This window comes from Peribacillus sp. QJM3NY_7 (genome assembly GCF_056173225.1).
Map to the genome: position 1 here is coordinate 2744349 of NZ_CM149663.1, position 13755 is coordinate 2758103.

The following is a 13755-nucleotide window of genomic DNA, read 5'->3' on the forward strand; positions in this document are numbered from 1 at the left end:
TAATTGTCAACATCTTTTACAAATTATTCTGATAAATCATTTTACTAACTTGGTAGTTTCGTTTTTTCTGCCGCTTTAATTTGCTGAAAATGGAGATCCAGGTCCTTCAATGCAGCAATCAATGCATTAGCCGCTTTCCCCCGATAATAAGATGTAATCGATTCTATCGCTTCATCAACACCATCATTTAAACTGATCCCTTTTAATAAACGCCCAATAAATTCCCGTCCATGCTCTGTTGCCAGTGTACAAGAAGCCTCCAGGATAACACCATATTTAGCATCGACTTCTGCAGTGATGGTCAATGTTTCAAAGACACTTTTCGCCGCCATCCCTTGAGGTAAACGTGCATGACCTGCAATAAAAATTGTTTTACCATTGAACATGAAGCCTCTTCCTCTCTTTAACAATATTATTTTGTCAATACAGCTTCCAATAAGTGTGTTTGTTCCGGAATGCGGGTAACAACCTCTTTTCCAATTTCAATGGAGGCTGTTGCTGCAGGTGACGGTGCATTACAAACATGAATGGTCCGTTTCCCCATTATAATATGAAAATCATCCACCATATTACCATCATCCTGTAACGCCTGTGCTCGGACTCCGGAAGGTGCAGGTATTAAATCATCTTCTTGAATTTCCGGAATCAATTCCTGAAGGCTTTTCGTAAATTGCTTTTTACTAAAAGAACGGACATATTCATCCATCCCTTCCTTCATGAATTTACTGGCCATTTTCCAAAAACCTTTATAGCTTAAAACTTCAGTTAAATCCTTCGCATTGAAATCGGTTTTTTTATAACCTTCACGTTTGAAACTTAGTACAGCATTTGGGCCAGCATCTACTTCGCCGCTAATCATCCGTGTGAAATGAACTCCTAGAAATGGAAACTTAGGGTTAGGTACCGGATAAATTAAATGATTGACAAGAAAGCGCTTTTCGGGCTTCAATTTAAAATATTCACCGCGAAACGGGACAATTTTCATATCAGTTTTATACCCCGCGGCTGCTGCGATACGGTCACTGTGCAATCCAGCGCAATTAATGACTATCCTTGCTTTTATTGTCCCGTTGTTCGTAGCGATGATGACTTCATCAGAATCCTCGTCAATCTTCTCCACCTTTGTATTCAGCTTGATTTCACCGCCGTTGCCTCGGATGATATCCGCCATCTTTTCACTTACCTGACGATAATTGACGATGCCGGCTTGCGGGACGCGAATCGCTCCAAGTCCATTAACATGCGGTTCAATTTCCTTTAACTCTTCCACACCGATTCTTTGGATAGCTAGCTCATTTTGTAAACCGCGTGAAAATAAATCATCTAGAAGGGGCAACTCTTCTGGTTTTGTTGCAACAATGACCTTGCCGCAAATATCATGATCAATTCCATGCATCCTACAGAATTCCGTCATTGATTTGCTTCCTTGACGGGCAAACCGTGCCTTGAAACTGCCTGGTTTATAATAAATTCCTGAATGGATGACTCCGCTGTTATGCCCCGTTTGATGATCTGCAACAACAGCCTCTTTTTCAATGACTACCACTTTAGCATTAGGAAACCGCTGATAAAGGGCCATTCCCGTCGATAAACCTACAATTCCCCCGCCAACAATTGCGAAATCATACACAATTAACACTCCTTTTATTAATGATTTTTAGTATTCAGCAACTCCATATACGTAATTAAATTGTTCTTAGTCCGTAAGATGTGAAATTCTACTGCTGCCCTTAGTTCTGCAGGATCCCCTCTTAGTGCCGCTTCATATATCATCCGGTGTTCCCGTTGCGTTTCTGGGTAATAATCAATCAGCAAATTCGGCGCAATGGGTGAGATACCCAACGTTTCTACCATTTTTTGAACTCTTGGCCACGGGCACCCTTTTCGGAGGGTTTCATGAAAAGTCGCATTCAAAAGGATATAATGTTCATTGGTTTCATCAGATAACTGAATCCCTTCCATTTCAATCAAAATTCCCTTTAATTCTTCTTTATCCTCCTTTGTTAAATAAGGAAGCGACTTTTCTACAGCAAGGCCTTCAAGCAGAGACCTGGTATGATAAATTTCTTCAATATCATCCCGGGTAATCGGTGTGACGATTGCACCTTTATGAGGAACCATTTCCACCAACCCCTCCATTTGAAGTTGTGTAAGGGCTTCACGAATGGGCATTCTGCTTACTTCCAGGCGATCTGCCCACTCCTCTTGGATGAGTCGATCCCCCTTTTTTAACGTCCCATTCAAGATCGCCTTCCTAAGACTTTTCGTTACATTTTTTACGATTGTAGATTTATCTCTTTTAGAATTAGCATTATCCAATTCAGCGTCCACCTTTCGATATTGGATACAATTTAAACTATATCAACTTAATGAAGCGATTACAATGCAGAAAATTAAATAAATTGTATCCAATTTAAAAAACACTGGATACAATACTAGGTAAACATCTACTTTTCTCATATAAAGATAATTTATGGCATTCATTTATATGTAGCTATACACTAGTGATTTAAAATAATCATCTTATATTGTTCAGTTCAGTATAGAGAAGTTTTTTTGGGATGAAATTCCATTCAAATCAAGTCTTTTTGTATCAAGATACATTAATATCTTATCTGCAGGCTCCAAGCGTGTTAAAATCAAACAAATATAGTTATGAAATACAAAATTTGAAATTGGTAAAAGTCATTAGAATAAAGGGGAAAATTGCATGGCTGAATTAATCGATTGGAAAAATAGTGCTCACGGGCATAAATTCATAGCATCTTTTAGCGGAGGAAAGGATAGTGTCTTAGCCTTATATAAGGCATTGAAGGTTGGAGAAGCTGTAGGACTGATTGTCATGTTGGAGGAGGAAGGAAAACGTTCCAGATCCCATGGAATGCCTCCGGAACTCATAAAAGCCCAAGCTGAATCAATAGGTTTGCCTGTATATACTGCGGCTGCGAGTTGGACTGATTATGAAAAGGTATTTATGCGCCTTTTAGAAGATGCAAAGAATCAAGGAGCAGAAGTGTTGGTAACTGGAGACCTGGATATGCCTGCCCATGGTTGTTGGCATGAAAAAGTTACGAAGAATGCCGGATTGAAGCTTGGAATGCCTTTATGGGAAATGAACCATCGTGAAGCTGTCGAAGAGTTCATGAATCTAGGATTCGTTACGATCATTGTAACCGTTAATTTATCATTGGGAATGCGAGAGGATGATTTAGGACGAACATTAACCCATGAATACGTGAAGGAACTTGAAGCTCGCGGCATTGACCCCTGCGGAGAAGGTGGAGAGTTTCATACCACAGTAATAAATGGGCCTATTTTTAAACAGCCAATTCCAGTTCGTAAATGTGAGATTATTAAAGACGGGGAGTATGCTTTTTTACCTTTGGAGCTAGATAAGATGACGAATAAGAGTACCTTATAACCGAACTTATTATCAATATTCCTGGCAACAACTCTACACTGCACCCCAATTATGTGATTTTCTTTAGATTGAGGTGCAGTTCATCTGAGGAGTCCTTTAACAATAGGATAAAATTATTTTAGTTAACATAATAAAATTATAGTAACTTAACTTTGCAGCAATCATTCATTGCTGAAAACTTTCTGATTCATTATTTGTTAAATAGGAGAACAACAGACTTTTAGAAGGAAAAATATTTCTAATATACTATTTTAATAAGAAATTAAGCGATAAAAATCAGTACTGGTGACATCAAAAAAAGACTATATATTCTAGTCTTTTTTGAAAAGTCATTCGGTTGATTTAAAACTGTTGCCCTAACAAAACTCTTATATTTTTCAAAAATCCTCAGTGAAGGCGATTTTCTTAGTATAAGGAGCTTATCCCCCTCTGAAACCCCTTTCACCTCTCCGCACCAATGATGCCGGTTTTATCTCCCCTTTCAGATATAACGAAATAATGTTTCTCTATAATAATGCTCTATTTAAGGACTGTGTTATCCATATAAAAAGAATGAAAAATACAGGAGTTGTCTTCGTCCGTTCAATTAATAATAGAAATCCATTAATGTTTCGTCCATTAAATCCTGTGTGAGTCCTATGTAAATCATCGTATCTTTGGGATTGGAATGATTAAGGATTTGCTGCAGTAGAGCGATATCCTTGAATTTTTGGTAATGCAAATAGCCGAAGGTTTTTCGGAGGGTATGTGTACCGACATCCGGAATGTCTGCCATTTCAGCCGCTTTGTTCAGAACTCGATAGGCCTGCACCCTGGTGATTGGACCATTACCTTTTCGACTTGGAAATAAATACTGTTCATTTTTCAGGTTCGATTTGCGGACATATTTCCTAACTTCCTTACGAAGCTGAGGATTGACAAGGAACCGCTTAATTTTATCTGTTTTTTGCTCCACAATGACTATATGCGTACCCTCAAGGATGTCTTTCACTCGCAATTGTAAAAGATCCCCTATACGTAATCCGATGTTTATCCCGATTGAAAACATCATATAATCCCTGTAGCTGCAATATTTTAATAGTGATTTTTTCATCTTTTCTATGTGATCCAACCTGCGTATCGGCTGAACATTTTTAATTCTTTGAGAGGTTGCTTGCATGAACGGCTCATTCCCCTTTCTCCTTCTTTCATTGTACGTGAACAGCTTAAAAAAAGGCAAGTTTTATAAATTTTGATACGCTTATAAACCTTGATTTAACGGGATTTCGAATGTATCAATAGAGGTCCTTTGTTACATTCGGAATATTCTAACAAAAGTGACCCGGGAAGAGCTTGTAATCTACTATCCTCCTTTCGCCGTCTTACAGCTTCATAGAGCGCTTTTAATTTGTTCTTGACTTATGACTCCAATGAATTAAAACAATAGCTTTAAAAGCCAAATATGGAGCTCGTTTTTTTGACTTTTTTATTATTTTTGTAAAATAATGTATACCACACCTATAACCCAATCAATTTTCCATTCATTTGGCAATTCATTAAATTTACTATAATTTAATTATGTAAACTTTTGTTTTAAACATTTCTTCATTTTAAATTTAACAAAGAGAATTCAATTTACTTCTCTTTGTCAAATATCCCCCAATCCATTAATGAATATAAAAACTGGCATCATCAATGATTTCTATGTCTTTGTGACTTTTCAGCTCATCCATCAGCTGGAAAAGCGCTCCATCCTTTTGTTTTGCTTCAATCATGCAGTCGAGATGTGGTAAGCTTCCCTTTATTTGTTGCAAAAATTCCATGAACATCCCAGTATTCACAAAGTCAGCATGTGCTCGAAATTCTTTATCGGACCTTGGACTTGAAATATGCATTTTAGGGTGTAGTTTGGAATTACTCCAGGTAGTCAATATTCGGTCCCAATGATTTTTCCAATCTTCATTTGGTAAATGATGTGCGAGGTGATGGTGATAATCAAAAACCATTGGTATTCCCAATTTTTCACATAAATAAAGGGTTTCCGACAAAGTAAAGGTAGTATCATCATTCTCAAGAATGACCATTCTTTGAATCGATTCCGGAATCAAACCCCAATTATGGATAAACTGCTCTAATGCCTGTACATGCTCGCCGTACCCCCCGCCAACATGTAAAACACAGCGATGTTCGGGATCCACTCCCATTTTTTTTAATAATGTATAATGCATCCTTAATGTTTTTAAGGATGTCTTCAGAATATCGATATTTGAACTATTCAAGATGACAAAATGATCTGGATGAAAATCTATCCTTATTTTGGGGTGATTCTTTATGAATGTTTTTAATTTAGCCAGTTCTTCTGAAATAGCTTCTATGTAATCCCATTCTGGAATTTCCGGATGATTGGCTAAAGGGATAAGTTTTGAAGAAAGCCTAAAGAACTGAATATTATTGGCTTCGTTATGAATCAGTAAACGCCAGCAATTATGAAGATTGGATATTGAAAGGCGTTCGAGCTTCCTTATCGCTGCATCTCTGTCCTTAATCTTCGAAAACTGAGTATAAGTCATCGTTTGGGATGGCGAACAGTTTGGCACATGATTACTCATGGCTACATAACCAAGTCGAATTAATGTCAAGGTGATGGCTCCTTTACGGTTGAATATTTAATGGAAGTATTCCCCTTTTTGACCAATAATATATATGTGAAAAATCCACCGCTCTAAGAAATTAAAAAAATGGCCTTTTTCCGAAAAAATATCGGGCCAAAGCCATTTTTCCAAGTTATCATTTCAGTCTAGAATTTCATACTTTTTTTCACTTACACTTCAGGGGTAGGAGTTGGTTTGGCATACCCACTTTTATATTTTTCATCGACTTTATTCCGGATCTCTTTGACGCTCATGCCATCATTCAAGTCCAATATGGATTGCGCAGCAATTTCCAAGCAAACTCCGCATCTTGTCCCGTGGTCATCCCAAACCACTTCCCCATTTTTTTTATTCTCATGGATAAAGCAATCATAATTATTTTTATGGTTAGCTGACTCTCCGCAACCGCAATAACAAGGTATTTTTTCTAGTAAATCTTTATTTTGTGCAACAGCTAAATAGATTGTCTTCATATCCTCCGGTTTTTCGGCTAAGAAATCAGGTGCTATTTCCTTACTGCTTGTCTCCTCCTGAAGATCTCCGGATACCGTATGCTCTGAATGTCCTTCATGGCCGCTTTCTTTTTGTACAACACTTTCCTCTTCACTTGAACAACCTGAAAGTATTATTGAAAAACAGATTCCCATAGTGACCGACATTAATTTCAGATTCATTTTTACACTCCTTGCTCCTTTTAATACTCCCATTTTATGGCACGCAAGCTGTTTCTACAAGCATAAGTTTCCTTAATTATTAGGATTTAAAATATCAATTATACTAAAATGGTTTTCTGGTACGACTTTCGTACATAATTTTAAAGTATTTACCACGCTTTAAGATAAAAGAATGAGGTGATACTGTGATAAGAGCGCTACCATCATTGTGTTTTTTAGGCACGTATTTACTTATTATACTCCTCGACAACCTACAGGGCTTGAATAAATGGCTCTTTCTTTAGAATCAAACAATATTTGATCGTAGGTCGTGGATAAGATTACTTTCTGCTCTTGTTATTTACCATATTTTTTTATATTTGTTTATATCCTCAGCTATCAAAAACCGGCAGCCTCCCTCTTCATGAAGCAGCTGGTTTAATTTTTTGTTTTATATAAGCGGTTATAAATAAGGACCTAATACGGACAAAGAACGATCGAATTGAGGGTTAAGGAAACCCCACCTATAATTATGCAAAGAGGCCCACTTTAACGGCAGAACTCTTTTTATTCAAATACGGAAGGATCATCGTAATCGTAATCAATTCTCCAAAAGGCACGGTGATACCTGTAGAAATCAACTCTTTCCATTCCATAATGATGTTACCATCCGCCAATCCGTCAAGGTGGATTACAGTTGGCTTTGCCGATTTTTGGTGTGGAGATTCAACCATTCGCACGGACAAATCTGAACTATGACCGAGCTCTTTCATCAATCTCTTTACATTTTCACTCCCTCACATAATAGGTGCCATCGGTTGTAGGTTTTTCTTTAGCTCTTTTAAAAGAGCGTCCTATTCTTACTTTTCCGCCCCTTAATAATTAAGTGTGTGTTCGTTTCACTTATGATTGCTTTTATTATTTGTATCTCATATAAGTAATGTAATAAAAGGATGGCGAGAGAAATTTTGATAGCACGTTCAACGAAAAAAACCGATGCATTCCCTTTTGGCGATCATCGGCTTAAATATTTTTAGTGGGTTCTCAAAAAACAAAGTCAATTTCGTAGACGATTCTACGTCCATTTCAATAAGTTTAACGAGCAAGGCACTTTATTTCTTACTTTTAGCTAAGGTTAGTGGAATCGTTACGAGTGAAACTCCAGCTGCAATCCAAAACCATCCGGTGTTTCGTTTATCGCTTCCGCTTTTACTGGGAATACTTGATCCGTATGATTTTCTGGAGGCGGGCCGTTCTATTTCCACTGTTTCATTCGTTTTATGCAAATGCTGATTCTCCGGTAATTGGGTGGTTCTTTCTAAATCGCTTGTATCTTCTCCCATTCCTTTAATAAAAGTCATCAGGAAGGTCATGGCTTGTTTGACTTCTTGGTCATTCAAGGAACGCAGTAACGCTAAATAACTTGGCTTTTCTGGCGTTTTATCAGCTTCGGCCACACGGGCAATCCCTGAGTTGACTTTGAGGATTAGCGGTTCAAGCTGCTGAACATTAAGTGTCCCTAATGTGCCAAGTATGAGAAGCAGATTTTTCAGCGTATTTGCCGTTTCTGGGGTGTCCGCTGTCTTGACAAGAATGTTCAGCACTTTATCCCCTTCCTTCAACAAGCTGTTAACCATCGATAATATCCCACGATCCCGCATGCCCTTCATGACTTCAAACGTTTCTTTAATCACTTCTTTATTTTCCAATAGGGTACGCTCGATATCCTCGAGTTCAATCCTTCTTCTTTCTTCATCACTAATGCTGATTCGATTGATCACTTTTGTCGCTTTAGCCACGGTTCCTCTCCTCCTTTTTGATCTTCAAGAGGTCACCAGGGAATATATAATCTTCGCGGGCCCATTTTTTTTGTACTTGTACACCCATTTGCGGTTGAGGATTCCCATTACGATGGTTGATGCTCGGCAACGGATTGTCTCCTTTGACCCTAAGAACTTCCATTTTTGCTTGAACTTCCTTATAGGCGGGAGTATCAGTATCTTTATCTGAATGGCTGCTTGTCAATTGGTTGATGGCCCCGTCACCTGAATCGTTCATCGGAAGATAAACTTCTTTACCTTTTACACGATCCGTAATCAGACATTCCACTTTTGCATGTCCATACGGTGAAGTGAGCCGAACAAGGGTGCCATCCTCAAGCCCTCTATCTTTTGCCAATTCCCGGGATACCTCAAGGAAGACCTTTGGCGTTTTGGAACTGATGCCTTTTGATTTATATGTCATGTTTCCTTCATGGAAATGTTCTAATAAGCGGCCATTATTTACATGGATATCAAACTCATCCCCAAAGTCAATCGGTTTGGTCCATTCGACTGGAAATAACCTCGCTTTTCCATCGGGAAACGGAAAAACTTCCGTGAATAACAATGGAGTATCTTTACCATCTGAAGCAACTGGCCATTGAAGACTTTTATAACCTTCCAAGCGTTCGTAACTTACTCCAGCATATAAAGGCGATAATTTAGCTGCTTCTTCCATGATGTCACTTGGATGCCGATAATCCCACCCCGCTCCTAACAAATTCGCCACATTCATAATGATTTGCCAATCAGGCTTTGAGTCGCCAAGCGGTTCAAAGACTTGATACAGGCGTTGTATACGGCGTTCGGTATTCGTGAAGGTACCTTCTTTTTCAAAGCTTGGGCTTGCTGGAAGGACGACATCCGCGAATTCAGCCGTTCTTGATAAGAAGATATCTTGTACCACAAAGAAGTCCAGTTTTTCAAAAGCTTCATGGACATGATTGATATTCGAATCGACCAACCCCATATCTTCGCCTTTTAAGTACATGGCTTTAATGGTACCTGAATGAATCCCTTCGACCATTTCATGATTATTAAGGCCAGGGTTTTCAGGAATTTTTGTACCCCAGATGTTTTCATATTTCGCGCGTACCTTTTCATCCGTTACTTTTTCATAACCTGGCAAGCGATCCGGCATACTGCCAAAATCACTGGCTCCTTGTACATTATTATGTCCGCGTAAAGGGTAAGTGCCTGTTCCAGGTTTACCGTAGTTGCCCGTTATGAGCAATAGATTGGAAATTGCAGTACTCGTATCACTTCCTCCGCCATGCTGGGTAACGCCCATGGCCCAAAGCGCTGCAACGCTTCCCGCTTCATGAATGGCTTTTGCCAACGTAATTAAATCTTCCTTAGCTACGCCTGTTACTTTTTCCGCATAATCCATTGTGTAGGGTTCTAAAGTCTTGATATATTCCTCCATCCCATTTACACGATTTTTAATGAAGTCTTTATCTGTCCAACCTTTATCGACGATATATTTAGTGACGGCCGATAGCCATATCATATCCGATCCCGGAGCAGGCTGGATGAAGAGGTCGGAACGGTCAGCCATTTCATGCTTTCTGATGTCTGCGACTATCAGCTTCTGTTTCCCCAGTTTATGGGAACGCTTGATTCTTGTAGCCAACACGGGATGTGATTCGGATGTATTGGAGCCTATGATCAATACAAGTTCGGAATTTTCGATATCCTTTATGCCCCCTGTATCTCCACCATATCCAACCGTTCTGAATAGTCCCAAAGTAGCCGGTGTCTGACAATACCGGGAACAGTTATCAACATTATTCGTGCCGATGATGCCCCTAGCCAGTTTTTGCATTAAATAGGACTCTTCATTGGTGCATTTGGAAGACGTTATGAAAGCCATCGAATCCGGACCGTGAGAATCCTTGATGTCGGTGAATTTACGGGAAATCAATTCAAGGGCTTCTTCCCATTCAGCCTCTCTGAACGCATCCCCTTCTCTAATTAAAGGTTTTGTTAGTCTTTCTTCACTATTCACGAAATCCCATCCGAATTTCCCTTTAACGCAAGTCGAAATTCCATTTGCAGGTGCCTCCACTTGCGGTTCGATCTTAAGGATTTTACGGTCTTTGGTCCAAACGTCAAAGCTGCATCCTACACCACAATATGTACAAACCGTTTTTGTCTTCTTGATCCTTGCATCCCTCATGGCGGATTCCATATCTGAAATCGCTAAAATCGAGCCATAACCCGTTTCAACATTTTTGGTAATTTCTATCATAGGTCGAAGAGTTTGTTTAGCGATGCCAGTTAAAAATCCGGCTTCACCCTCCATCCCTTTTTCCATCATTGCATTACACGGGCAAACTGTGGAACAGTGCCCACATGACACACATGAAGATTCATTGATCGGAACATTATCATCCCAAATGACACGCGGACGTTTTGCTTCCCAATCAATAGTCAATGTTTCAGTGACCTGTACATCTTGACAAGCTTCAACACAACGGCCGCAAAGGATGCATTGATCTGGGTCATATCGATAGAATGGATTCGTCCGATCCACTTCATAGGGTTTTTGATCAAAAGGAACACTTTGATGATTTACCTTCATTTCCTTAACGGTATTGTGTATTTCACAAGTGCCATTATTATAATCGCAAACCGTACAATAAAGCTCATGGTTATATAATATCTTGTCCATCGCCATGACCTGTGCTTCTTTTACCTCTGCTCCGGCTGTATCGATTACATCCCCATCTTTGATCTTGGTGGAACAAGATCTAACTAGTTCCCCATTAACGCTCACTAAACATGTATCACATGTTTCGATAGGGCCTAGGCTAGGGTGGTAACAAACATTCGGGACTTCAATGGAGCTATCCGTCAGCATTTGTAATATTGTTTGATTACCTTCCACACTGGTCTCAGCACCATTGATTTTTATATGCACTTTCTCTGGCAAAATAATCGCTCCCCTCTTAAAAAACGATAAAATTCATCATTTGGTATTTTCTACCCTCGCACAAATTTTCTCAAACTTGTGAAAGTGAATAATGGAAGTCTTCATTTGACCAATTTCATATTAGAAAATGAACAAAAGCCGAAGTGAGACATAGTATTCACTCACTTCGACTTTAGTATCAATGATTAGTGTTTGCTTTCAATACAAACGAACTTAAAGGGGCAACGGTTATCTGACTCCCTGTAATCCTATCAATTTCTTCCAGGCCCGAACGCTGACCATCCACTAAAACGGACCAATTACCTTCGTGCGGAAGAGTAATGGTTATCGCGTCCCAATTTGCATTATGAATCACTGCCATTTTATAATCTTGATGTTGTAAGGTGAATGCAACCGCATTTGGCGGAGCATCAATGAATTGTAATTGCTCCTCAATTTCTTCGGGTGTGCTTAACCTAAAAACAGAATGATTTTTCCTGAGAGATATCAGCCCTTTCATATACTCCACTTCCCGATCTAACTCCGCTCTCCTTTTCCAATCCAACCTGTTAATCCAATCAGAAGATTGATAGCTGTTTTCATCTCCATCCTTCGTGCGCATAAACTCTTGTCCAGCATGTATCATGGGAATTCCCTGTGACAGTAAGACAATTGCCGAAGCTAATTTATGCATCTGTTTCCGTTTTTCTTCCGTAGCATCTGGATTAGTGATGAGCAGCTTATCCCATAACGTATAATTATCATGTGCTTCAACATAATTGATCACCTGATCTGGTCTTTGATATGTGGCGATATCTTCATCATATTTCAAACCACCAGCGATGCCCTTTTTTATAATATCTTCCATTCCTGGTTTGCCATTGACGAATCCCTTATCATGTTCATTCATGACAAACCCTTTTAAACCATCACGGATCGCATCATTAAAGTGAGCGATTCCAGGCATTTTAAAAGCATTCTTTTGATTTGCTTTCAGCTCTTGGGCCAAGGGGGTATCCATATCCCAGCCTTCGCCCAAAACAATGAGGGTCGGATCAATTTCTGCCAGTGCCTTTTTCACTACATTCATCGTTTCCACATCGTGAATACCCATTAAATCGAAGCGGAAACCATCAAGGTTAAATTCCTTCGCCCAATAGGTCACGGATTCAACGATGAATTTTCTCATCATTTTACGTTCGGAAGCAGTATCATTTCCTACACCAGTTCCATTCGATAAGGTGCCATCGGCGTTATAGCGAAAAAAGTATTTGGGAACGAGTTTATGGAAGTTTGAGTCCTCCACAGAATAAACGTGATTATATACAACATCCATGATTACTCGTAACCCGTGGTCATGTAAACCTTGTATCATTTCCTTTAACTCCCGGATCCTTACTTTTGGCTGATACGGATCAGTCGAATAAGAGCCTTCGGGAGCGTTATAATTCTGTGGATCATATCCCCAGTTATATTGTGGTTCATTCAATTTCTTTTCATTGACTGTAGCAAAATCAAATATCGGGATAAACTGAACATGGGTAACACCTAGATCTTTAATATGATCAAGACCCGTTTTCGCTCCTTCTGGACCTTTGGTTCCGGCTTCAACTACTCCTAAGAATTTACCTTTATGATGGATTCCGCTTTCAGGATGAATCGATAAATCCCGTGTATGCAATTCATAAATGACTATGTCCTCAGCTTTTTCAAGAGGTGGTTTATCCCGTGTCCACCTTTTTGGGTTCGTATCTGTTAAATCTATCACGACCCCTTTATCACCATTAACAGTAACTGCGCGAACATAGGGATCGACGGCTTCACTCCAGGTTTCTCCCACTTTCACTTTATATGTATAAATCAATCCATCCTGATTTCCGTTCAGCTCAATGGTCCAGGTCCCCTTTTCCGAACGAACCATTTGAATCTCCATTCCATTTGTATCATCCCAATGTTTATAAGTAACTAGCTTGGCTTCAGATGCAAGTGGTGCCCATAATCGGAATGCCGTTTTATCTTTAAGATAGGAATTTCCTAAATCTTTGCCTTCATAGAAATATAAATCATCCAATTCTGACGGGTTTACCGGATTAATATTAGCAATCGGCAGGGATTCCAACTGATTTTCCGTTTCATTATCCATAGGTTTTTGATTATTTTTATTTTCCTCTTCAAAATAAGAAAGTGAATCTTTAATAGGTCATTCCTCCATTGAAATTCCCATAATAGAACAGGAATTATTCATTTTATAATCATGAGCGAATCTTCCATTATGTTATGATTCCACAGGCATTACCCATCAAAACATCCAAACTGC

9 protein-coding genes and 2 pseudogenes are annotated in these 13755 nt (G+C 39.2%); 1 reads left to right on the forward strand and 10 read right to left on the reverse strand.

Features of this window, described 5'->3' with window-relative positions; translation table 11 throughout:
• Positions 1–44: 44 nt before the first annotated feature.
• Genes AC0VX1_RS13100 through AC0VX1_RS13110 form a run of 3 tightly spaced genes read right to left on the reverse strand, consistent with a single transcriptional unit; the run spans position 45 to position 2319 of the window.
• Positions 45–386 carry a DUF3870 domain-containing protein gene (locus AC0VX1_RS13100; protein WP_034306813.1) on the reverse strand — a complete coding sequence of 114 codons (342 nt, stop codon included), beginning with the start codon at positions 384–386 and terminating at the stop codon, positions 45–47.
• Positions 387–412: 26 nt separating this feature from the next.
• Positions 413–1630, reverse strand: coding sequence for an L-2-hydroxyglutarate oxidase (lhgO, locus tag AC0VX1_RS13105; protein WP_475471641.1), 1218 nt, complete (start codon positions 1628–1630; stop codon positions 413–415).
• A 17-nt stretch (positions 1631–1647) separates the two neighbouring features.
• Positions 1648–2319 (reverse strand): GntR family transcriptional regulator, encoded by a 672-nt coding sequence (locus tag AC0VX1_RS13110; protein WP_475471643.1) that lies wholly within the window; start codon positions 2317–2319, stop codon positions 1648–1650.
• A 391-nt stretch (positions 2320–2710) separates the two neighbouring features.
• Here AC0VX1_RS13110 and AC0VX1_RS13115 point away from each other — a divergent pair, with 391 nt between their 5' ends.
• Positions 2711–3421, forward strand: a complete 711-nt coding sequence (locus tag AC0VX1_RS13115) for a Dph6-related ATP pyrophosphatase (protein WP_063576190.1) — start codon at positions 2711–2713, stop codon at positions 3419–3421.
• Positions 3422–4007: 586 nt separating this feature from the next.
• Here AC0VX1_RS13115 and AC0VX1_RS13120 read toward each other — a convergent pair.
• From AC0VX1_RS13120 to pulA, 7 genes and pseudogenes are all read right to left on the reverse strand, one after another.
• Positions 4008–4580, reverse strand: a complete 573-nt coding sequence (locus AC0VX1_RS13120) for a site-specific integrase (protein WP_194719377.1) — start codon at positions 4578–4580, stop codon at positions 4008–4010.
• Positions 4581–5067: 487 nt separating this feature from the next.
• Positions 5068–6039, reverse strand: a complete 972-nt coding sequence (uvsE, locus tag AC0VX1_RS13125; protein ID WP_475471645.1) for a UV DNA damage repair endonuclease UvsE — start codon at positions 6037–6039, stop codon at positions 5068–5070.
• A gap of 182 nt (positions 6040–6221) precedes the next feature.
• On the reverse strand, positions 6222–6725 hold the full coding sequence (locus tag AC0VX1_RS13130; RefSeq protein WP_475471647.1) for a PCYCGC motif-containing (lipo)protein: 504 nt from the start codon (positions 6723–6725) through the stop codon (positions 6222–6224).
• A 509-nt stretch (positions 6726–7234) separates the two neighbouring features.
• The gene (locus AC0VX1_RS13135; protein WP_475471649.1) at positions 7235–7480 is read right to left on the reverse strand and encodes a hypothetical protein; all 246 of its coding nucleotides are present in this window, start codon (positions 7478–7480) and stop codon (positions 7235–7237) included.
• Between the two features lie 501 nt (positions 7481–7981).
• Positions 7982–8503, reverse strand: a pseudogene (locus AC0VX1_RS13140) (helical membrane plugin domain-containing protein); the annotation flags it as partial.
• Complete coding sequence (gene fdhF / locus AC0VX1_RS13145) at positions 8496–11459, reverse strand: formate dehydrogenase subunit alpha (protein WP_475471651.1); 2964 nt, start codon at positions 11457–11459, stop codon at positions 8496–8498. The pseudogene AC0VX1_RS13140 and the gene fdhF, both read right to left, overlap by 8 nt.
• Positions 11460–11637: 178 nt before the next feature.
• Positions 11638–13524 (reverse strand): annotated as a pseudogene (pulA, locus tag AC0VX1_RS13150) (type I pullulanase); the annotation flags it as partial.
• Between the last annotated feature and the right edge of the window lie 231 nt (positions 13525–13755).